We start from the raw sequence: 22689 nt of genomic DNA, 5'->3' as shown, positions 1-22689 counted from the left end.
ACAGGCGCGCGGCCGGTACAGAAAACGACGCCCAGCCCGTAACGGGAAACGACGGCAGAAGCCGGGCGAATGGAGGCTGACGCGTCGGCTGTCCCACGGAAACGTTTGCGGACCACGAGAGAGCCACGAAGGCTGAGCTTTCCCGGAAGGGAAAGAAGCGCTTTCGTGGCTCTTTTTTTGGGAAGGAGGGGCCATCCATGTCCAAGGGTCCGGCGGAAGGATTTCTGGAACGGAGCCGGAAGAAGCAGCGTTTTTTTCTTTCCATGACGGTACTCATCCTGTTGCTGGCGCTTTTCGCCCTGGGCTTCGGTTCCTATCGGCTCCCCTTGGCCAAGCTCCTTTCGAGCCTCTTGGGACAAAGCGACGGAGTGGGTTCCGTGGTTCTCTGGAACATCCGGCTTCCGCGCATCGCCGCCGCCCTGGCCGTGGGGGGCGGGCTGGGGCTTTCGGGGCTGCTCATTCAGAGCCTCCTGCGCAATCCCCTGGGTTCGCCCTCCACGTTGGGCATCAGCCAGGGGGCGGCCTTCGGGGCGTCGCTGGCCATCATCGCCTGGGGCGGGCGGGTCCTGTCCGTGACGGTATTCGCCTTTGCGGGAGCCCTGGGGGCCACGGTTCTCATCGTGGGTCTGGGCAGGCTCCGCAATCTGACACCCGAAGCGATCATCCTGGCCGGTGTCGCCCTTTCGTCGCTCTTCGGGGCGGCGACGGTCCTTCTGCAGTACCTGGCCGACGAGACCCGGCTGGCCATGGCCGTGGTGTGGAGTTTCGGTGATGTGGCCCGGTCCGGCTGGCGGGAGATCGCCATGGTGGCGGGGGCCACTGCGGCCTTGGGCCTGGCCGGGGCGTCTTGGCGATGGCACCTGAACGCCCTGGACACCGGCGTCGAATCGGCCAAGACCCTGGGGGTTTCGGTGGAGCGGCTGCGTTGGCAGGGGCTGGTGCTGGCCGCTCTGGTCTCGGCCCTGGCCACCGCCTTTCACGGCGTCATCGCTTTCGTGGGGCTCATCGCCCCCCACGCGGCGCGGCGCCTGGTGGGAGCCGACCACCGCTTCCTGGTACCCCTGTCGGGGCTTCTGGGGGCCTTGCTGCTGCTTTCGGCGGACACCTTTTCGCGCCTGATCCTCGGCAGCGGCTCCTTCCCCGTGGGGGTGGTCACCTCCTTTCTCGGAGCCCCCCTCTTTCTTTACCTGCTGGTGCGAGGGAGATCGTGATCGTTTCGGTTCTGGACATCCAGTTCAGCTACAACAGCCACGATGTCTTGCGCGGCGTTCGGTTCCGGGTGGATCCCGGACAATGCGTGGCCGTGTGCGGGACCAACGGAGCGGGGAAATCCACGCTGCTCCGGTGTCTCAACGGCCTCCTGCGGCCCCGCGTGGGAACGGTGTTCCTGGACGGTGAAGATGTGGAGCTCCTGGGCCGCAAGGAGGTGGCCCGGCGCTGTGCGTCCGTTCCCCAACAGGGGCACGGTACGGACCTCACGGTCTTCGACGTGGTGCTCCTCGGGCGGTTGCCTCACTGCCGATGGGGTCCGTCGAAGGAAGACCTGGTGCGGGTGGAGAGGATCCTGGAGGAGATGGGGCTGGCGGAGCTGGCGCATCGACCCTTGAGCGCCCTGAGTGGCGGGGAGGCCCAGAAGGTGATTCTGGCCCGGGCTCTGGCCCAGGCCCCCCGGGTGCTGCTCCTGGACGAGCCCACGAACCATCTGGATCTCAAGAACCAACTGGGCATGATGGAGGCCATCCGAAGGGTGGTTCACAGGGAGGGTCTGGCGGCCGTAACGGCCATCCACGACCTGAACCTGGCCCTGAGGTACTGCGATCGCCTCTTGTTCCTCAAGGGGGGGAGGATCCACGGGGCCGTGGAGCCTTCGGAGGTGACGCCCGCTCTCATCCGGGACGTGTACGGAGTGGACGCCGTCATCGAACGGATCCACGGCCGTTGGGTGGTGATCCCGCGCTGACCGAAGCGGTTCTTCGCCGGGTGTGCCCGTCGGCGCGCATGGGGGGCGTGGATCACCCCGCCCCTGCCCGCTATCGGTCGGCCTTTGCAGGGGCGGGCTTTAGGCCCGCCCGTCAGGACCCGGCAATGTGAAAGAAATGTCTGAGTTGGGTCCATGCCAGGGTTCATGGAGATGACGTCGCCCCATGGATGGGTCCGCTCCGGGCCTTTCCAAGAACGCGAGGGATGACCGGTTCTCTCGTAGCGCAGCCCTTTAGGGCTGCGGAGGAGTCCCCGGACGCTGGATGGGTCATCGCGGATCATCTGTGTCAATTGATGGGGTTATGGTGGCCCCTTTCCGCGGGGCTGAAGCCCCGCGGCTACGAAAAAAGAAGGATCCCTTGTCGGTTGCTGAAGGAAACCTGTTCTCGAACAAGCTCCCTCTGTAGGAGCCGGCTTGCCGGCGACCTGGATTGTGGCCAAGGCCGCTCCTACGGGAGGAGAGAACCTCGGGCCCCGACTTTCAATCAAACCGGGAGATGGACATGAAAGGACGTTTGGTCGGGCTGTGGATGTTCGCCATTCTCTTGTTCAGTTCAAGCAGCGGAGCGGCCGAGCTCCTGTCCGTGACCGATACGGCGGGCCGGCTGGTGCGCGTTCCGTACCGGCCTGATCGGGTCGTCTGCCTGGGGCCGGGAACGCTCCGGCTCATCGTGTACCTCCAGGCCCAGGACCTGGTGGCGGGCGTGGAAGAGATGGAAAAACGAAATCCCCGGGGACGTCCCTACTGGCTGGCCCATGGAGGAAAGCTGGAAAAGCTCCCCACGGTGGGGCCCGGCGGGCCGGCCAGTATCAACAAGAAGCCGGACATGGAGCGGGTTCTGGCGGTGCGGCCCCAGGTGGTCTTCATCACCTACATGGACGCCGATCTGGCCGACCGCGTGCAAGCCGCGCTGGACATCCCCGTGGTGATTCTGAGCTACGGGCGGTTTGCGTCCTTTGACGAGGCGGTTTTGGATTCTCTCCGGCTCGCCGGGGCGATCCTGGGCCGTGAAGCGCGGGCCCGGCAGGTGGAGGCCTACGTCCACGCCCTCCGATCCGACCTGGACCGAAGGACCCGCACCGTTGCCGAAGAGCGGCGCCCGAGCGCCTACGTGGGTGGGATCGGCTACCGGGGCGGCCAAGGTATCTTGAGCACGGAACTGGACTACGTGCCCTTTGCTTGGACTCACACCCGCAACGCCGCCCGGGAAGTGCCCTCCCGTCTGGGCACCCACGTCTTTCTCGACCGGGAAAAGCTCCTGGAACTGGACCCCGACGTCCTCTTTCTGGACGGGGGCGGACTGGAACTGGTGCGGGCCGACTTGGCCAGGCACCCCGCGTTCTACCAAACCCTTCGCGCCTTCAAGAACCGGAAGGTCTACCGGCTTTTTCCTTTCAATTTCTACACCACCAACGTGGAAACGGCCCTGGTGGACGCCTACGCGGTGGGCAAGGTCCTCTACCCGGATCGTTTCACCGACGTGGACCTTGCCCGAAAGGCGGACGAAATCTTTTCCTTTTTTGTGGGGAGCCCCGTGTACGGGGAGATGGCGAAGGATTTCGGGGTGCCGGGAGCCGAGATCCGTTTTTGAATGGAAGAGCGTCCCGGAAGGGAAGCGTCACGAAGACACCACCGGACGGCACGAAGCCGCACCGTCGGATCCGGGCGAAGCCCGGCAGACCTCGGATTGCATGAAGCTCATGGGACCGGATGCGAGGATTTTCGACAGGAGGTGCGGAAGATGGGGCGAAGGAAACGATGGCTGATGACGGTGCTGTCCGTTGTGTTGTGGGGGGCCGGGGCCTGGGCCGACGAGCCCGTGAAGCTCGAACCCATCACGGTGACGGCCGAAGGCGGGGTGGCGGCGGAGCAGAACGTCACCCGGGTGGATCTGGTGGAAGATCGAAAGCCCGTGGCGGCGACGGTCCCCGATGCCTTGAGCAAGGAAGCGGGGCTGGATATTCAGCACCGGGGCGTGCTCACGCCCAAGAGCAGCCAGGTGCGGATCCGCGGCCTGGATGAAAGGCGCTCCCTCATCCTGCTGGACGGCCGCCCCCTCAACGGCACGGGGGTCATGGGCGGGCAGTTCGTGGACTGGAGCGCCCTGGCCGCCGAAGACTGGCAGGCGGTGGAGATCGGCAAAGGGGCGTTCAGCGCTAAGTACGGCAACACCCTGGGAGGGACCCTCAACCTGGTGCCCGTGGCACCGCCCGAGCAATGGACCGTATCTTTGGAAGGGGGCGTGAAGCGCTACGACACCTATTCCACGAGCGGATCCGTTTCCGGCCGGGCCGGACCGGTGGGCGCGCGCCTCGGTGCCGGGTACGTGGAAACGGACGGAAATCTGCGGAACAGCCGGGCGGAGCGGAGCCATTTCGCCGGGGACTTCTACTGGTTTTGGGGCGAAGACGGGCAGGTGCGCCTGAGCGCCCGATACACGGAGGGTGATTTCTTCATGCCCGTGGAAAACGACAAGGACCGGGCCGGCTACGATTCCCATTATCCCGAAAGCGCGGGGAGTTATCTCATCGGTCCCGGCATCTCCTTTCCTTCCGGAGACACCCACGGCGACGACAGCTATTACCACAAGGAGCGAACGGAACTGGATCTGAGCGTCAAGAAGACCGTGGCCGGTTTCGACACCGAATGGAAGCTGTACTTCAACAATGAAGACCGCACGGACCACATCTACTCCTACGAACAGGGGGTCAAGGTCCTGGAGCGGGAAGCCGTGCCCGATCGAAGCTGGGGCTGGGTGGCCCGCCTGGGGAAAACGTGGGGGTCTCACCGGATCGGCTTCGGGGCCGACGCCAACTACCAGGGATACGGCGGAACGGAAAACACCTTCATCCGGGAGGGCTACTTCACCCGGGCGCCCTCCGACGGAAGCGACGAGTGGGACGCCACGCGCTATCACGGCTTGTATGTGGACGACACGTGGCGGGTTCTGGACTGGTTCACCCTCTATGCCGGGCTTCGCTACGAAGACTATTTGGGGGACCGGTCGGTGGATCGGGTGACGGCTTACAACGCCGCGGGACGGCCCCTGGGCTTCGAGACCGCCACGGCCCGCTTCGACGAGGAGACCTTTCTTCCCAAGTTCGGCTTCACCCTGGGGCCGGTGAAACACCTCACCCTTTTCGGGCACGTGGCCCGGGCCACCCGGTTTCCCGACAACCCGGCCTTCTACTGGTATTACGGGGGCTACCGGCCCGAAGTGGATCCCAATTCCGATGTGGTCCGAAAGCCCCTCACCTATGAGGACGCCGTGCAACTGGAAGGCGGCGTGCGCTTCACCGGCCTTCCCCGAACCACCGTCTCCCTGACCGGCTACCACTATCGCGTGGACGACTACATCCGCTGGATCTTCGGCTATGCCCCCAGCCGCGTGGTTTACAACGTGGATCGGGTGACCCTGCAGGGCGTGGAAGTGGAAGGAGAGAGCCGGATCTGGGGGCCGGTTTCCGTTTTCGCCAACGTGGCCTGGCAGACCACGGAAAAGGAGGGGGATGTGCTGGACGCTTCCAACGCGCTCACCGACGAGCTTTCCGAGCTTCCCGACTGGAAGGTGAACCTGGGGGTCAAGGCCCAATGGGACAGCGGCCTCCTGGCCAAGGCGACCGTTCGCTGGGTGGACGACCGGCAGGTGCCGTACCTGGGGGATCCCGACTCCCCGGAAACCGGCTCCCCCGACGGAGCCCCGGTGGGAAGCGCGGTCACGCTCCGGAAGATGGACGCCTTCGCCGTGGTGGATCTGCTGGCCCGCCTGCCCCTGGTCAAAACCCGGTGGAAAGGCTTTCTCACCGTGGGCGTGGAAAACCTTCTGGACGAGACCTACGAAGAGGACCTGAACTTCGAGGCCCCGGGGCAGACCTTCTTTGCCGCCCTGGAGGTCACCTTCTGAATTCCCGAGGAGGACGCACCATGATCCTGAAACCCTTTATGCGGGAAGGCATCATGCCGCTTCCCGTGGCCCTCATTTCGACCCTGAGCCGGGACGGTGTGCGGAACATCGCCCCCTATTCCTGCATCATGCCGATCCTCCGGCCTCTGGACCTCATCTGCCTGGTCTCCGCCGCACGGCGGGACACCCTGGTCAATATCCGGGAAACCAAGGAGTTCGTGGTGAACATGGTCGGTGTGGGATTTTCCGACAAGATCGTACCCACCGCCAGGTACGCGCCTCCCGAGGTGGATGAGTTCCAGGTGGCGGGACTGGAGGAAAAACGCTCCGAGACTATTCGGGCTCCCGGGATCGCCGGAAGCTATGCCTGGATGGAATGCGCGTTGTTCAAGGAATATGCGGAGCCGGGTTTTGTGCTGATCGTCGGCAAGGTGTTGCGCCTGGAAGTGGCCGACGAGGTGCTCAATGCGACGGGCGAACTGGATGTGGCCAAGGCTCGACCCCTGATGATGACGGGAAGCAGGAATGGAATGCATTTTTGCACCCTGACGGACATCGGGGAGTTCCACCCCTTCGGGGCCATGTTTCCCAACGGCAAGGATCCCCTGGCGGGCAAATACGCGGAATAGTAAGAAAAGGAGTCTCCATGAACGCGGAGCAGATTCTTGCGAGCGATGAGTTCAGGCGGTGCGTGGCCTTTCACGGTCACGTGTGCCCGGGTCTTTCCATGGGCTACAGGGCGGCCAAGGTGGCCATGGAAAGGCTCAAAGAGATCCGGGCCGAAGACGAAGAACTGGTGGCCATCGTGGAAACGGACGCCTGCTCGGCCGATGCCGTCCAGGTCCTGACGGGATGCACCTTCGGCAAGGGCAACTTCATCTTCAAGGACTACGGCAAGATGGCCCTGACGCTCCTCAGCAGGGGAACCGGGCGGGGGGTGCGGGTGGCCCTGCGCGCCGGCGTCTTCGCTCCCGACAAGAGGCATATGGCCCTTCTGCAAAAGGTCGCGGACGGCGCGGCCGATGACCGGGAGGCAAAGGAATTCGGGGAGCTTCATCTGCGGCGAAGCCGGGAATTGCTGGAAATGCCGGAGGAGGAACTTTTCGCCGTCGAGCCGGTCCAGATGGTGCTTCCGGCCAGGGCCGCCATCGAGCCTTCGGAGCCGTGCGCCCGGTGCGGTGAGCCCACCATGCGATCCAAGCTGGAGACATACAAGGGGCAAAGAGTCTGCCGTGGGTGTAAAGCCGTCGATATGAGTTTTGCAGAGCTCTAGCTGCGCCCGGAAAGATTCTGCCCGGGCGGGAAGGAGGAACCATGAGGTGCGATCAGTGCAACACCCCGATCGAGCCCGGGGAAGAAAAGGAACATCTGGGTCGGATCCTCTGCGAGGATTGCCACATGGACGCCCTTTCCCCTCCCAAGGGATGTGATCCGTGGGCCGTGTACACGGCAAAGTCCTGTGAAGCCCGCGCGGGCGGGAACGCGGCGTTGACTCCCCTGCAGGAAAGAATCCTTGGGATCTTGAAGGAAACCGGTGGCGTTGAGCCCCGGGAGTTGCACAAGCTCCTGGGAGGCGAACCGCGCCTGAAGGACTTGGAGCGGGAACTGGCGGTGCTGAGGTACATGGAAAAGGTTCGGGGGGAGAAACGGGGCGATCGGGTGGTGATCAGATCATGGTGAGGCCGATTGATTCGGAGGCGAGACGTGAAGATATGCATATGCGGCAAAGGCGGTAGCGGCAAGACCACGATCGTCACGCTGATGGCCGATGCGTTTGGAAAACATGGCAAGAGCGTGACGGTGCTCGATTCCGATGAATCCAATTCGGGTCTGTTCTGGATGTTGGGTTTCGAGAAGGCCCCTCTTCCCCTGATGGAATCCTTGGGCGGCAAGAGGAAGGTCCAGGAAAAGATGATAGCCGGGTTCTCGCGAGGGCAAGGAGAGCCGGAGATGGCCATCTGGGAAGGGGGCGCCCTTTCCATGGCCTCCCTTCCTTCCCAATACGTGGTTCAACGGGAAGGTCTCGCGTTGATCACCGTGGGTAAGATCTACCAGGCCCTGGAGGGATGCGCCTGCCCCATGGGGGTCGTGGCCAGGGAGTTTTTGAAGAAGGTGGAACTCGGCCCGGACGAAGTCCTGCTCGTGGACATGGATGCGGGCATCGAGCATTTCGGACGAGGCATCGAAGCGAGCGTGGACGCCGTGGTCTGTGTGGTCGAACCTTCCCTTGAGTCGGTCAGTCTGGCTCACAAGATGAAAGAACTGACCGGGTCGGTGGGGGCGGCCTTCCAGGGGGCGGTGCTCAACAAGGTGACTTCCTTGGCGCAGGAAGCCAGCCTTTCCGAAAAGTTACAGAGCCTGAATGTGCCGATTCTGGGAACCATCTATCACCACGAGCAGATCGTGGCTTCCTGCCTTGAAGGAAAGGCCCTCGATCCGGGGCAAGCCGGTTTGGAGATGGAGCGGATCGTGAGGACCCATTTTCTTGGAGACCCCCCATGAAAGCCTTGTTCTGCGACGGTCGTCTTGGGGCGGGGACCGGGGCCCGCCTGCGCGCGGTTGTCTTCAGCCTCGTCTGCTGTTGTCTGTCGGCCTTTTCCGGATGCACGCCGGTTGTTTCCAAGGGATTGCTGGCCCGAACACGGGACGTTTCCTTTGAGGAGGTTCTCCGGCGCCCGGCGCAATACTCGGGGCAAAAGGAAGAGCCCGTCTACTGCTATCCACCGCCGTATCCATGGCATCCATGGTGGTATCACCCCTATCCGTGGTTGTGAAGGAGCTTGGCATGAAACACTGCATGGCAGGGATTCTTTCGGCTTTCATCGTTTTTTCTCCGTACTTTGTTGCGGCAGATGATACTCGTGTCCATCCGCTGGACACCGTGGTGGTCTCGGCCACCCGCTCAGAGATTTCGGTGTTCGACGCCCCCCAAAGTGTGACGGTTTTGACCGGCGAGGAGATCATGGCCTCGCCCTTTGAGCGCGTGGAGGACATTCTCCGCAGCGTTCCGGGCATGTACAATTTTCGTCATTATGCCCTGCAGACAAACGGCATCGTGAGCCCGCTCAAGATGCGCGGCGTGGGCAACAACAGAATCCTGATACTGGTGGATGGAGTGCCCCAGAACGATAATTTCAACAACGCCATTGCCTGGGTGGCTTGGGGCCACGTCCCAAAAGAAGCCATCGAACGCATCGAAATTGTGAGGGGGCCCACATCGGCTCTTTACGGATCGGAGGGCCTGGGCGGTGTGATCCACATTATCACGAAGAAACCCGGCACGGAAAGGCATACGTTGGTTCGTGGCGAGGTGGGAACGGCGGATACATATGCTGGGTACGGTTTTCACAGCCAGAAGATCAAGGACTTCGGGCTTCTGGTGGCCGGAGGGTACGAAGAGAGCGATGGGTTCTACATGGTGGATGATCCGCAGGATTATGAGATCAAACGATACCGGGAAGTGTGGAAAGGCCTCGGCAAGGCGACCTACGACATTTCACCTGATTCCCATATATCCCTTGCAGCGTTGTATTATGACCATGAAACCGGAAAGGGTAGAGAGTTCTTCTACGATGAAATGACTCTTGAACAATACTGGATGAACTACGAGCATCTCGGTGAATCGATGGATGTTAAGGGGTTGGTTTATTTGAATCGTGCCGACAAGACCGCGTACCAGGATACGGCAACAGACAACTACAGCTCACTTTTTCGAGAGGAGAAATTCAAGGGGACTCAGACCTGGGGCGCGGATTTCCAGGGAACGCTCTTGAAGAACGATCCCCTGCGCATCACTCTTGGTGCTTCTTATAAGGAAGCCAAGTTGGACTATGACGAAGACTACCGGGCCAGTGATCGTGATGCCGGAGCCAAGGGAAAACAGCGCTTTGTCTCACCCTTTGTCAACCTGGATTTGCGGATTCTGAACGAGAGTCTGATTTTCAATGTCGGGGCGCGGTACGACTGGATCGAGACAACCGATGGCGCCAACTGGGATACAGCTGCCAGCGCAGGCAAGCCGGCCTACAGCAATTCGTACGGTTCCGACACAGAAGGTAGTTTTTCACCGAAGCTGGGCATTGCCTGGCATCCCGATGACAAGACCACAGTGCGAGCTTCGGGGGGCAAGGGATTTCGAGCCCCCAGTCTGTTTGAACTCTACAAGGTTCACGTGCGGGGCGGTGGTACCTATTATCGCCAGGCCAACCCGGCGCTGGAGCCGGAGAAAATCTGGTCCTACGATGTGGGCGTGGAACAGTTCCTGACCGACACCCTTTGGGGCAGGGTGACTTTCTACCAATCCTTTGCGGAGGACTATATCGGCGACCGTCTCCTCGGTACCGCCAAGTTCGCCGGAGGCACAAAAACCCGGTATGAATACAAACTCGACAATATCAGTGAAGTGAACATCTACGGAGTCGAAACGGAGCTGGAGTGGTATCCACGGGCCGACCTCACCCTTTTTGCCAATTACACGTTCAATATTTCCGAAGTTGAAAAGGATGAAAACAACGCCGATCTGGAAGGCAACTACCTGCCCAATGATCCGCGGCATCAGGCCCATTTCGGGTTTCGGTACCATAACCCGAAAGTCGCCAATGTCTCCGTCATCGCTAACTATTATGCCGATATTTACTTCGACAATGAGAATACCTTGAAGGAGGGTGACTATTTTACCCTGGACGCCTCTGTTTTTCGTCGGTTTTTCGATCGCTTTACGGCCTACATAAGTGCAGAGAACATATTCGATAAAGAATATCCACTGTTCAGGTCTCTTTCTTCTGGTGATACTATTGCCCCAGGTCTTATCGTTACGGGGGGTCTCAGATTTGACTTCTGAAAGGCTCGGGGGATGAGTGCCGGAATAGGGAACCTACCCGCCCATTCACAGGAGAACATGAGGAAGTGACCATGAAATCGGCACCATTCAAGAAGAAAGGGCGTGTGTGTGCGGTTGCGCTCTTCATAATCGTGTTTTGGGGTTCTCCCCTTTGCGTGAGCGGCACCGAAAGGAAGGTCGATCCTCTGGGGGGATATAAATGGTGGAAACGCGTGGGGGAGGCCGCGGCGGAGTCGGCTCTCGGATCCTTTGGGAAGATGGGCCTGCGGCCCCGGAAGGGCGACCTGGTGGTTATGACCAACGCCGGGTATGCGGAGGTGGACGGGCGATCGACTCAAGCCGTCCTCGACGGGCTGGCTTCTGTAACAGGCTCGAGCCGGGGGCGGCATACCCTGGTGGAAGTCCATTCGGCCCCGTGGGCGCCGCTCTGGTGCGCCGTCTACGACCGGAGCTCCGGCTGGAACGTCTATCTGGAGCTGGACCCTTCCAGGGCCGCCGCCGGCAAGGAAACCCCCGTTCCGGGTCTGTTCCGGCCCGCGGTGATGGAGCGCATCGATTCGGAGCATGTCCTTGCCCACCCGTCGTCGTGGGATCTCAAGATCAAGAACAAGGTTTTCGGCGGCAATGAGTTCAGGATCCTCACCATCGCCAACGCCGTTGCCGCGGGGGCGCCCACCGCCGCCGTGCGAGCCGTCGAATTCCACGATCACTATTGCCCGGGGGTCGCCTCGGGGATCCTCATGGCCGAATATCTGAAAACGCACTTCCCTCCCGGCGAAGGCGGCTACTTCGTGCACGCCGTGAAACCCTGGTGCAAGGAAGACGCCCTGCTGGTGCTCTTGAACGCCACGCCGGGAAAGCGGGCCTATGCGGTGGACTATCCCACCAAGGAAGATGAGGCGGGAAGGCTCCCGGAGGCGGCGGAAGCCGCCACCATCGTCTACCGCCGGCAGAAAGACGGGGGCGGGTGGGAAGGAAGGGTCCTCGCCTTCTCATGGGCGGAAACGCCCTGCCCCAAGACCGGAAGCGCCTTGATGGACAAGCTCTGTGCGGACCTCTGGTACCTGAAACAGATGGAGCACCCGGAAAGGTACGTAAAGGTCCTGAAGGACTTCCGACTCCCGGACGGGGTTTCTCCCAGGGATTGGGCCGGCCCCGGAGTGGACCCCCTGAAGATGCTGGGACTCATGCAGACGGGGAAGAGTGAAAAATGAAAAGCGACTCCAATGAAGCGCGCAGTGCGATGGCCCTCGTGCCCGTGGGGCATGTGCGAAGCCCGCTCAAGGATTTCTTGCCCGCCCCTCCCGCCCATGGCCATGCCACGGAAGAATACCTGACAAACATCCGGCGGTACAACGAGCGGGTCAGAAACCTGGAATCCGAACTGGTGATCTTTCCCGAACTGGAAGACATCCTGCTGGGGATTGAAGAATTTTCGCATGTCCTGGTCCTTTACTGGGCGCACCAGGTGCCGGAGGAGCGCAGAGGCGTCCTGCAGGTGCATCCCATGGGCCGAAAGGATATGCCGAAAAGGGGTGTTTTCGCCACCTGCAGCCCGGCAAGGCCCAATCCCATCCTTCTGTCCCCGGTCAGGCTGGTTTCCCGCAGCCGGAACGTGGTGGTGGTTCGAGGCCTGGAGGCCGTGGACGGCAGCCCCGTCTTGGACGTCAAGCCGTACGTCCGTGGCTATCACGCCATCGACGAGGCCGTGGTTCCCCAATGGATGGAAAGGCTCCGGCAGGAGATGCAAGAACGAAATCCGTAATCCCTTTCCTCGGCGTACCCATTGAGCGCAGGAAGTGCTCCCCAAGGCCGAGTCGTCCGTTTTAGACATTTCAAGATCGAAGAAAACAAGGCCACGAAGACCTTTGAAGGCGGGAAGCAGAGGTATGCGTGGCCTTTTTCTTGGCTCTCGAAAAGGGATATTCGCAATGATTGAGCTCAAGTACCGGTGGTGAGGGCGGCGCGAGGATCCCGGGGAAACGCAGGAAGGTGATGGAGGGGAGTGCGTCATGGGCTGGAGGAAATCGATTGTGAATGCGTGGGTTGTGGGGGCGGCCCTCCTATGGGGGCTCCAGGGAGCGACGGCGGCTGCCGGGGAGACGGACCCGGTTGAGGTTCTGCAACCGGTTCGCGTGGTGGCCGCACCGGTCATCGAGGGAAACGTGGTGGACGACTACGGGACCCAGAAGACGGTGGTCTCGGAGGAACAGATGGAGGACCTGAACGCCCAGGATCTCCAGACGGCGCTTCGGCGCACCCCCGGGGTGACGATTTCCCGCTACAACCCCGTGGGCTCCTTCGGCGGGGCCACCGGCGGTGCCCTCTTTGTGCGAGGATTGGGTTCCAGCCGCCCGGGAGCGGAAATCAAGACCTTCGTGGACGGCGTTCCCGTCTACATGAGCATCTGGAATCACCCGCTGCTGGACCTGCTGCCCATCGACCCGGCGTCGGCGGTGGAAGTCTACAAGAGCCCCCAGCCGCATGTGTTCGGCAACGCCTTGGCGGCCGTCAATCTGGTCCCCAAGACGATCCGGGAGGAAGGGAGGCAAAGCGCGGTGAAACTCGCCTACGGAAGCTACCACACGGTGGCGGCCCGGGGCGGACACGGGGCGCGGACCGGTGCCTTGGACTACTACCTGGCCGGAGCCTACCGGTCTTCGGACGGCCACCGGGACCATGCGGACGGCGAGATGAAAAACCTCTACGGCCGCGCCGGTTACCGGATCAACTCCCATTGGTCCGTTTCCGCCTTCACGCTCTGGAACGACAACTACGCCGATGATCCGGGAGCCGAAGGGGCGCCGGCCGAAGAGCTCCTGGGCCGCTACGAAACCCGCCTGTGGCTCTTGTCGGCCACCCTGGAAAACACCTTCGAGGGGGCTTCCGGTTCCGTCAAGATCTACCGTAGCGGCGGCGAGGGAGACTGGCTGGACCAGCCCACGTCCACGGCGGGCGTGCAGGAAGATCTTTTCAATGATTTTCTCTTCTACGGCCTGAAGGCCCGCGAAGAGTTCCACCTGTGGCCGGGCGGACGGCTCCTGACCGGCTTGGACTGGGAACGGACCGAAGGTGACTATCGCATCGAGTATTCGGACGGCACGGAAGACGACTGGGACGGCCACGGTTTCAACATCCTGAGCCCCTATGCGGCCGTGAGCCAAACCTTCGGGGATCCCCGGGGCTTTCATGTGGTGCCTTCCGCGGGCGTTCGGTTCTACGACCACACGGATTTCGACAGCGAGTGGGCGCCCCATGCGGGCCTGGTGGTGGGCGTGGGCAAGACGGAACTCCACGCCTCCTACGCCCGGGGGGTGCTCTACCCGGGCCTGGATGTGGTGGTCTTTTCGGAAGAGGTGATCCCGGCCCTTGCCGACACCTGGAAGAACCTGGACGCCGAAAAGCTGGATCACTGGGAAATCGGCCTGACGTCGCCCCTGGGACGGTGGGCGAGCGTGGACGTGACCGCCTTTTACGACGAGGGATCGGACCGGTATGTGGTGGTTCCGCCGCCGCCCTTTCCGCCCGTCTATGACAATGTGGAAGACTACCGGATCCGGGGCATCGAGGCCACCCTCACGGTCTATCCCTCCGATTCCCTTTCGCTGTTCGCCGGTGTGTCGCTCCTGGACCCCGATCCGGCCGATCTTCCCTATACGCCCGACTGCACGGTGAGCCTGGGCGGCAACTGGCAGTTCCTCCACGGGTGGACCCTGAGCGTGGACGGAGAATACGTGGACGACATGGTCGTTCGGGAACAGGCTCGACGATCCACGGCCGTCAACACCCAGACCGTGGGCGATTATTTTCTCCTGAACGCCAAGTTGAGCACCCGGTGGAGGATCCGGGACCTGCAAGCCACCGCCTTTGTGGCCGTGGAAAACATCACGGACGTGGACTACGAGTACCTGCCCGGCTATCCCATGCCGGGGACCAACGTCATGGCGGGGATCACCATGGCGTTTTGAAGCGGGTATCCGTGGTTGCCCATGACCCATGGGGGAGTCGCATGGAATCCGACAGGGCCAAGGTTCGGTTTTTCGAGGAACGCGCCGCGGACTGGGAAGAGGCATGTTATCCCCGGGATGTCCGCGCTCGGCTGGAAGAGCTCATCCCCTCCTTCGGAATTCGTCCCGGGGAAACCGTCCTGGACGTGGGAACGGGGCCCGGCGTCCTGATGCCTTACATCCAGAAGGTCCAGGGACCGGTGGGGCGGCTGGTGGCCTTCGACCTGGCCTGGGCCATGGCGAAGGAGGCGGCCCGGAAACCGCGACGCCCCCGCGACGGGGTGCTTCGCGCCGATGTGCACGCCCTGCCTTTCCCGGACGGCCTTTTCGATCGGGTGCTCTGTTTCGCCGCCTTTCCCCATTTTGCGGACCCGGCCGCGGCGGTGAAGGAGATGCATCGGGTGCTGCGCCGGGGCGGGGTGCTGGTGATCGCCCATCTTCTCAGCCGGGAGGAACTGGCCCGCCACCACGCAAGCCACGGCGAGGTCCGGCGCGACGTTCTGCCGCCGGAACCCGCCATGCGGGCCCTGCTGGGCCGCACGGGGTTCCTGGTGGTGGAGCTCGTGGACCGCCCGGGTCGCTATCTTGCCCGAGCCGTCAAGACGGGTCGGCCTGGTTCGGCCGCCATGAACGGTCACTTCCTTCGTGGACACGGCTGACTCAACGAAGAATGCAGCCCTGGGAACGGCAGGGCGGGGACCGGGCTGGTTCCACCTCAGCCAGCGAATCCCGAACCACAGGAAAGGAGACACAGTGCGTTGACGGCGATGGGTTCGTGAGTAGAATGGTCCAAAAAGTACAAACCTCAGGTGCCGGCCCGTGGCCGGCTCAAAAGGGAATCCCGTGAAAATCGGGAACGGTCCCGCCGCTGTGAACGGGGACGAAATCCGCACGAAGGCCACTGTTACGGGGGATCTGTAGCGGGAAGGCGCGGAGAGTAGGGCGATCCGTGAGTCAGAAGACCTGCCTGGGGTTTCTTCGCCCGCGTGCGCGAGACACGCGTGGGGCGATGCGGGATGAAGTTTACCAGGGTGCAATCCCCGAAGTCCAAAGAGGGCTTCGGGGATTTTTTTGTTTCATCCAAAGGAGGCTGCTTGGCTGACGAAAGGAGGATTCTGCATGGAAAGGCGAACGGGCATTTTCTGGCTGTGGATTTTCGTTCTCACGCTGACCTGGGGGGTGACGGACGTTGGGTGGGGAGAGACCGCCGAACGGGCCCTTCCAATCAGTCCCATCACGGTAACGGCGGAGCGTTTCCCCGTGGAAGAAAAAGAAAGCCCCCGTTTCGTTACCGTTGTTTCGAGCGAGGAACTCAAAGAAACCGGGGCCGCCACCGTCGTGGACGCCCTTCAGCGGCTGGGCGGATTTTCCTACCGGGCCCTCGCCCCCCTCGGGATATCCCACGGTGGCATGAACAGCACGTTGTCCATTCGCGGCATCAAGGACGGCGAATTGGTGCTCATCAACGGATCTCCGATTCAGGGGGCCGCCGGCCATGCCTATGACCTGGACACCATCCCGTTGGATCAGATCGATCGGGTCGAAATCCTGAAAGGGGCCGCTTCCACCCTTTACGGCGCGGACGCCATGAGCGGGGTCATCAACATCATCACCAAGGAAACCCGGCCGGAAACAGCCTTCACGGGAACGGTTCAGCTGGGCAACGAATCCTACCATAACCACAGCCTTTCAGCATCCCTCCCGGGAGTGAACGTGGGGTTCCAGTATCAGCACCTGGGCGGACAGAAGGGAATCTCCCGCAGTTTCTCCCAGAAGTATCGTTATGACCTGGACCCAACCGATCGGTACGCATGGAACCTCAATGCCCGTCTGGTGGAGCACCTCCACCTGGACTACCTTGGGGCCTACTACACCACCGGCTTCCAGAAGCATTACGACGGCGACGCGAAGCCCTATGAAGGTACGGATCAGGACTACGCCAAGAATTTCGTCAACTTCCGCTATGAAACCCGGTCCTTTCGGGCGAAGGTCTTCGGTACCTATGACGAGATGCGACGGGACGAATACTCTGACCCGGACGAACCAATGGATGAAAACAAGAACTACAACGTGGGCATGGAAACCGATTATCGATTCAGCCTGTCGGGATGGGAGTTCAACATGGGGGCGGACTGGATCTACCGCGGTGCGGATTACAACAACCAATACGGCCGGCGCCACCGGAATGACTACGCGCTCTTTTTTCAAGCGAAAAAACGGTTCATGAAGCGACTCACCGCCACGGTGGGGGCTCGGGAGCAATTCATCGATGCCGCTTCGGGAGCCAGCGACTCCGACCGTTTCTTGCCCAGTTTCGGTCTTACCTTCGCCTGCAGCGACAGGCTGAGTCTCTTCGCCAACGCCGGTAAAGCGTTTCGGGCACCTACGTTCAACAATTTGTATTACGAGAGTTCATTCCTCAAGGGAAATCCGGAGCTGGGCCCGGAAGAGGGATGGACCTACGAGGCGGGGGTGAAGTACGATATTCCCGCCCTGCGGCTTCGGCTGGCCGCCTTCCACATGGCCTATACGGACAAAATCGAAATCGACCGATCCCGTGGCTACCCCCTCACTTACTTCAACGCCGGCGACTACCAATCCACGGGCATCGAGTGGAGCATCGGTGTCAACCCGTTTCTCGCCCTCTCAGGTTGGGCACAGGCGCTTTCCGTTTACACCAACGGGTATTGGGCCGATCCCGTCGCCGAGGATGCGTCGGGCGTGGACTATCGGACCGGGCCCAAGTTCCAGGCCACCGTGGGGCTCGAGCACCTGAGCGAACCGTTGGTGTGGGATCTCAACTGCCAGGTCCTCAGCTCCAGGGAGCGAAACCTGGAAAGCCACGCTGTCGTCAACTTCTACTCCAAGTGGAAATTGGGGAAGGGTTTCCTGACCATTGGCGTGGACAATCTCTTTGACCAGGAAGTCCAGATTTCCGGAGATCTCTCGGAAGATGCCAGCAACCGATATGTCTATTACGAGGTTGGACGGTTGGTGAAAGTGGGTTACGAGATCCGTTTTTGATTTTCAAATGATCTTTGGTTTCATCCGCAAGGATGTTCTTCGGCCCTCTCCCATCCCTGGGTTGGTTTGCCGCTTCGTTTTTTTTGTCAATGCGGCAGACCGACAGGGTCTGAAGAGACGAACCGGATGGGCTCTTTGGGAGGGGCATGCTAGGATTGCAATGGGAGAACCAGAATTCGGGGGATTGCCAAATGCTGAAAGAGATCCGCAGGCACGTTTGGGACCTGAAGGAACGCTTCGATCGAAGCCCCTGGAAGTTCCGGTGGCTCTACCGGAGGGGAAGGACCCCGTGGGACACCCAGATCACGCCTCCCGAGGTGATGGAGTTCATCGAGCGGACCCCGCCGGGACGGGCGTTGGATCTGGGCTGCGGGACCGGAACCAACGCCGTGACGCTGGCCCGCCACGGCTGGGACGTGACCGGGGTGGATTTCGCCCCGGAAGCCATCGAGACCGCACGGCGAAAGGCGGCGCGTGCAGGAGTTCAAGCCGCCTTCCACGTGGCCGACGTGACCGAACTGGACATGCTGGAGGGGCCCTTCGACTACGTGTTGGATATCGGCTGTCTTTTCATCCTGGACCGGGAAAGGCGGAAAAAATACGCCCGCAACCTGGAGCGGCTCACCGCCCCGGGCGGCTGGTACATGCTCTACGCCTGGATGCCCCGGCCCTGGCGGGGAAGCGTCTGGGGGATCAGCCCCGAGGAAGTGGAAGAGCTCATCGGCCGGTGGTTTCAAAAAGAGCGCGTGGTGGTGGGAGAAGAAAGAGGACATCCCTCGGCCTGGTACTGGTACCGGCGGCGCTGACGGTCCATGACCCGCCGGCCGCACCCTTGGAGGCCTCGCAGCCCGGTCCTTCACAGCGGAGCAGCGTCTCTTTGGGAAGACATCCATAGGAATAATCGATTCACCATATCGAATTCTCTCGCCATTTCCTATTTGCCTCCCGTCTTTTCTTTCCCTACAAGCATGAGCTGAACTGGATGCGGGTGCGGCGCCCGGCCGCCGGGGCCGGGGCGCTGCGGTCTTTCAGCTGGAAAGGGGGCGCGGGGCCCGGAGGTCCCGCGCCATCCAATGACGGGAGGCAACCGATGACGGCAAGCTACGAGGCCATGTGGGAGCGGCTGGGCTTGGACCTGGAGGCCCATGCGTCCCTGCTGGAGGTGTTGGGAAAGTTCTACGGCGACATCTACCTGAGCCAGCAGGGGCGCCTGCGGGGCATGGAATACCTGGATTTCGTCCTGTCCGAGATCCACGGGCTTCGCATCCGGGAATTGGAGGAAGCCAAGGCTCAGGGGCGCAAGGTGATCGGAACCTTCTGCGTCTTCGTGCCCGAAGAGATCGTCTGGGCGGCGGACGCCATCCAGGTGGGCCTTTGCGCCGGGGCGGAAGCCGGCACGGAAGCGGCGGAGAAGATCCTTCCCCGCAACACCTGCGCCCTCATCAAGTCGTTCGTGGGCTTCAAGCTGGCCCGTCTGTGTCCGTTCACCGAGTCGTGTGACATGGTGGTGGGGGAGACCACGTGTGACGGCAAGAAGAAGGCCTACGAAATCTTTTCCGATTACGCTCCCGTTTACGTCATGGAAATCCCCCAGATGAAGCGCGATTCAGACCGGGCGTTGTGGAAGGCGGAGGTGCTGCGATTCAAACGGGCCGTGGAGGATCTGACCGGCCGCGAGGTGACGGCGGAAAGGCTCCGGGAGGCCATCCGGCTCATCAACCGGCGCCGTCGGGTGCTTCAGCGTCTCAACCGGCTGCGGGCCGCCCGGCCCGTGCCCATCTCCGGCCGCGATGTGCTGCTCATCAATCAGGTGAGTTTCTACGACGATCCGGACCGCTTTACGCAGAAGGTCGACGAGCTCTGTGACGAGTTGGAGGAAAAGGTCCGACGGGGCGAAGGGGTGGCGGACGGTGCCGCCCGGGTCCTGCTTTCCGGGTGCCCCATGGCGGTTCCCAACTGGAAGCTTCCGTACATCATCGAATCTTCCGGGGCGGTGGTGGTGGGCGAGGAATCGTGCATCGGAACCCGCAACACGCGGGATCTGGTGGATGAAGGTGGTACGACCCTGGATGAGATGCTTGACGCCGTGGTGGACCGGTACATGAAGATCGATTGTGCCTGTTTTACGCCCAACACCGAGCGGCTTGAGCACATCGTGGACCTGGCGCGCGGGCTGGATGTGAAGGGCGTGATCCACTACGGTCTGTCTTTCTGCCAGCCTTACGCCATGGAAAGCTTCAAGGTGGAAAGAGCGCTTCGGGATGCGGGCATTCCTATGCTTTCTATCGAAACGGACTACAGCATGGAAGATGTGGAACAGCTCAAGACCCGGGTGGAGGCCTTCGTGGAGATGATCCGTTAGGAGCTCATGCCGCCATGCCCGTGATCGGGATCGACATAGGGAGCCGCTCCATTGAGCGGGTCGTCTGGGACCCCGCCACCGGCCGCTGGAGTTGGGACAAGGCCCCCACCACCTTCGACCCGGTGGCCCAGTGCCGGAGATTGCTGGCCGATGCCGACGGCTGCCCCGTGGTGGCCACCGGTTACGGCCGGCGGCTGGTGGAGGAACACTTCCCGCCACTTTCCGTCCGGACCGTCACCGAAATCCAGGCCTACGCCCGCGGTGTGCACCACCTGTATCCGGAAGCACGAACCGTTCTGGACATCGGAGGCCAGGACACCAAGGTCATCGCCCTGTCCCCGGACGGGCGGGTGGTGAAGTTCGAGATGAACGACCGATGCGCCGCCGGAACGGGAAAATTCCTGGAATTCATGGCCGCGTCCCTCCAGGTTCCGCTGGAAGCCTTCGGGGATTTTGCCCTGGAAGCCGACAAGCAGGTGACCATCAACAGCATGTGCACCGTCTTCGCCGAGTCGGAAGCCACTTCGCTCATGGCGCGGGGGGAAAAGCCCCAGAACATCGCCAGGGCTCTCCATGAAGCCGTCATGCGGCGAACGCTGGCCATGCTGCGCCGCGTGGGCGGGGAGCGCCCCGTGGTGTTCGCCGGAGGTGTGGCCCACAACCGCTGCATCTGCCGGTTGTTGGAGGATTCGCTGGGGGAGGGGTTGAGGGTGGCCGATCCCCCCGATGTGATCGGCGCCCTGGGCGCCGCCCTGACAGGCGCCCTTTCCTGAACCGGCTTCCGTCTCGCCACGTGAACCCCGCGTCTTCTCAGCAGATGACCTGGTAAGGTTAAGGTGACCGATCGTCCATGCTATTTGTCATCGGAACTTCCTATTTGCATTAAACAAGGCAATCCCACTACACCTCTTCCGGAATCGGCAAGTCCTTTTTCGAAATCGTCAAGACCGACGCGCCACCCGGCACCGGGAGCCGCCGCATAGGAAGGAGGAGGGTCCATGGAAGCCCTGACGCCGCGCAAGCTTCGAGACGATGTTCGCCAATACCTGAACCAATTCGATCTGAATCTCTGCCTCACCTGCGGCACCTGTTCCAACGGGTGCCCCATCACGGGCACGCCGGGCCTGGAGGGCTGGGATACCCGCAAGGTGATCCGCATGTTGGCTCTGGGGATGCTGGATGAGGTGGTGGAGTCCAAATTCCCGTGGGTCTGCACCGGGTGCGGGCGGTGTGCCCACGCCTGTCCCATGGGGATCGACATCGTGGCGATCCTGGCCCACATGAAGCATCTTCGGCCCCGGGACCAGGTCCCCGGGATCCTGCACAAGGGTGTGGAAAACGTTCTGGCCACGGGCAACAACATGGCCATCCCCAAGGAAGATTTCCTCTTCCTGATGGCGGACCTGGGGGCCGAGCTGGCCGAAGAGGAATGCCCCGGGTTCTATGTACCCGTGGACAAGGAAGGGGCGGACATCCTCTTTTTCCCCAACAGCAAGGAGGTCTTTGCGGACAACGAAGACATGAAGTGGTGGTGGAAGATCTTTTATGCCGCCCGAGAAAATTGGACCATCCCTTCGGAAAACTGGGAAGCGGTGGACTGGGGACTCTTCACGGGAAACTACGAAGCCACCAAGATTCTGGCGAAGCGCAAGATCGACCACATGAAGCGCCTGGGTGTGAAGCGCATGATCATGCCCGACTGCGGCGGAGGATCCTACGGATGCCGCAAGGGCATGAAGGTCTGCTCGTTGGAGGATCCCGATAACCGGGTCGATTACATCTATCTGTACGATTATCTGAAGGAAATCATAGAAACGGGCCGGATCCGCCTGGACAAGAGCCGCAATGCGGACAAGGTCTTCACCTGGCACGATTCGTGTAAACACGGGCGGGAGCTGGAACGCAACTTCGGCAAGGGCTATTATGAAGAGCCCCGCTGGATCATTCAGCAATGCGTGGACCGGTTCGTGGACATGGAGCCCAATCGGAGCGGCAATTATTGCTGCGGGGCCGGCGGCGGCATGTGGCCCATGCCCTATGAAGAAGAATCCGCCTACCACGGGCGCTACAAGGTGCGTCAAATCAAGAACACGGGAGCCCACGTGGTGGTGGTGGGCTGTTCCAACTGCCATGATCAGATGATGAAGCGCCTTCCGAAATTCTATCCCGACGATTGCCGCTACGAAGTGAAGTACATCTGGGAACTGGTGGCCGATACCCTGGTGCTGGAACCCTGGAGCGACGAGGAGGTGGCCCGGGCCCAGGAGGAAGCCAAGGCCCAGTGGGAACGGCTCGGCGTGGATCTGGACATGGAATACTGACCCCCAGGGATCCTAGGCGTGGACGGCCCGGATGGCTTCCCGGCCATATACGGAATGCGGGGCGGCTCCTCCGTGTTCTCTCCCCTGACCGGGCCGTCCACCGTTTCAATCCTCAGCCTCCAACGCTCCGTCCCGGGCCGTTGTGCAGGGAAAGCCGACTCGGATCGGGATTTCCCATAACGGGAGTCCGCCTTGTTCGGCATTTCCTATTTGTGTTTCCAACGGCCGATCCAATAGAAATCGTCCCATG

Annotated in this window: 19 protein-coding genes and 1 riboswitch; all 19 genes read left to right on the top strand. The window is 61.7% G+C overall.

Annotated elements, in window-relative coordinates; genetic code table 11:
- The first annotated feature begins 197 nt into the window (after positions 1 to 197).
- Positions 198 to 1211, top strand: a complete 1014-nt coding sequence (locus BUB04_RS07345) for a FecCD family ABC transporter permease (protein ID WP_073038347.1) — start codon at positions 198 to 200, stop codon at positions 1209 to 1211.
- Positions 1208 to 1960: an ABC transporter ATP-binding protein gene (locus BUB04_RS07340; RefSeq protein WP_073038346.1), complete on the top strand. Its 753-nt coding sequence runs from the start codon at positions 1208 to 1210 to the stop codon at positions 1958 to 1960. Before BUB04_RS07345 ends, BUB04_RS07340 begins: the two co-directional genes overlap by 4 nt.
- A gap of 523 nt (positions 1961 to 2483) precedes the next feature.
- Entirely contained in the window at positions 2484 to 3572 is a 1089-nt protein-coding gene (locus BUB04_RS07335; protein ID WP_073038345.1) for an ABC transporter substrate-binding protein, read from the top strand.
- A gap of 150 nt (positions 3573 to 3722) precedes the next feature.
- Positions 3723 to 5885, top strand: coding sequence for a TonB-dependent receptor (locus BUB04_RS07330; protein WP_178371935.1), 2163 nt, complete (start codon positions 3723 to 3725; stop codon positions 5883 to 5885).
- 20 nt (positions 5886 to 5905) lie between these two features.
- Positions 5906 to 6514 (top strand): flavin reductase family protein, encoded by a 609-nt coding sequence (locus tag BUB04_RS07325; RefSeq protein ID WP_073038343.1) that lies wholly within the window; start codon positions 5906 to 5908, stop codon positions 6512 to 6514.
- Positions 6515 to 6531: 17 nt separating this feature from the next.
- Positions 6532 to 7158 carry an FmdE family protein gene (locus BUB04_RS07320; RefSeq protein ID WP_073038342.1) on the top strand — a complete coding sequence of 209 codons (627 nt, stop codon included), beginning with the start codon at positions 6532 to 6534 and terminating at the stop codon, positions 7156 to 7158.
- 41 nt (positions 7159 to 7199) lie between these two features.
- The gene (locus BUB04_RS07315) at positions 7200 to 7565 is read left to right on the top strand and encodes a hypothetical protein (protein ID WP_073038341.1); all 366 of its coding nucleotides are present in this window, start codon (positions 7200 to 7202) and stop codon (positions 7563 to 7565) included.
- 24 nt (positions 7566 to 7589) lie between these two features.
- The gene (locus BUB04_RS07310) at positions 7590 to 8387 is read left to right on the top strand and encodes an ATP-binding protein (RefSeq protein ID WP_073038340.1); all 798 of its coding nucleotides are present in this window, start codon (positions 7590 to 7592) and stop codon (positions 8385 to 8387) included.
- Positions 8384 to 8659 (top strand): hypothetical protein, encoded by a 276-nt coding sequence (locus BUB04_RS19015; RefSeq protein WP_143156394.1) that lies wholly within the window; start codon positions 8384 to 8386, stop codon positions 8657 to 8659. Before BUB04_RS07310 ends, BUB04_RS19015 begins: the two co-directional genes overlap by 4 nt.
- Before the next feature lie 11 nt (positions 8660 to 8670).
- On the top strand, positions 8671 to 10725 hold the full coding sequence (locus tag BUB04_RS07305) for a TonB-dependent receptor plug domain-containing protein (RefSeq protein WP_073038339.1): 2055 nt from the start codon (positions 8671 to 8673) through the stop codon (positions 10723 to 10725).
- Positions 10726 to 10796: 71 nt separating this feature from the next.
- The gene (locus BUB04_RS07300) at positions 10797 to 11939 is read left to right on the top strand and encodes an FmdE family protein (RefSeq protein ID WP_073038338.1); all 1143 of its coding nucleotides are present in this window, start codon (positions 10797 to 10799) and stop codon (positions 11937 to 11939) included.
- A complete protein-coding gene (tsaA, locus tag BUB04_RS07295; protein WP_073038337.1) occupies positions 11936 to 12490 on the top strand; it encodes a tRNA (N6-threonylcarbamoyladenosine(37)-N6)-methyltransferase TrmO in 555 nt (184 codons plus the stop codon). The genes BUB04_RS07300 and tsaA overlap by 4 nt, the downstream gene beginning before the upstream one ends.
- A 268-nt stretch (positions 12491 to 12758) precedes the next feature.
- On the top strand, positions 12759 to 14693 hold the full coding sequence (locus tag BUB04_RS07290) for a TonB-dependent receptor (protein WP_178371934.1): 1935 nt from the start codon (positions 12759 to 12761) through the stop codon (positions 14691 to 14693).
- Positions 14694 to 14734: 41 nt separating this feature from the next.
- Positions 14735 to 15391 carry a class I SAM-dependent methyltransferase gene (locus BUB04_RS07285; RefSeq protein WP_073038335.1) on the top strand — a complete coding sequence of 219 codons (657 nt, stop codon included), beginning with the start codon at positions 14735 to 14737 and terminating at the stop codon, positions 15389 to 15391.
- Positions 15392 to 15522: 131 nt separating this feature from the next.
- Positions 15523 to 15717, top strand: a riboswitch (cobalamin riboswitch).
- 134 nt (positions 15718 to 15851) lie between these two features.
- Complete coding sequence (locus BUB04_RS07280; protein ID WP_084076283.1) at positions 15852 to 17756, top strand: TonB-dependent receptor; 1905 nt, start codon at positions 15852 to 15854, stop codon at positions 17754 to 17756.
- A gap of 191 nt (positions 17757 to 17947) precedes the next feature.
- Positions 17948 to 18562, top strand: coding sequence for a class I SAM-dependent methyltransferase (locus BUB04_RS07275; RefSeq protein ID WP_073038334.1), 615 nt, complete (start codon positions 17948 to 17950; stop codon positions 18560 to 18562).
- A 284-nt stretch (positions 18563 to 18846) separates the two neighbouring features.
- Positions 18847 to 20118 (top strand): double-cubane-cluster-containing anaerobic reductase, encoded by a 1272-nt coding sequence (locus tag BUB04_RS07270; RefSeq protein WP_073038333.1) that lies wholly within the window; start codon positions 18847 to 18849, stop codon positions 20116 to 20118.
- 14 nt (positions 20119 to 20132) lie between these two features.
- Positions 20133 to 20891, top strand: a complete 759-nt coding sequence (locus tag BUB04_RS07265; RefSeq protein ID WP_073038332.1) for an acyl-CoA dehydratase activase — start codon at positions 20133 to 20135, stop codon at positions 20889 to 20891.
- 225 nt (positions 20892 to 21116) lie between these two features.
- The gene (locus BUB04_RS07260; RefSeq protein ID WP_073038331.1) at positions 21117 to 22439 is read left to right on the top strand and encodes a (Fe-S)-binding protein; all 1323 of its coding nucleotides are present in this window, start codon (positions 21117 to 21119) and stop codon (positions 22437 to 22439) included.
- Positions 22440 to 22689: the final 250 nt, after the last annotated feature.

Source organism: Desulfacinum infernum DSM 9756, assembly GCF_900129305.1.
Taxonomy (GTDB): domain Bacteria; phylum Desulfobacterota; class Syntrophobacteria; order Syntrophobacterales; family DSM-9756; genus Desulfacinum; species Desulfacinum infernum.
This window is presented reverse-complemented; position numbering and strand designations above follow the sequence as displayed.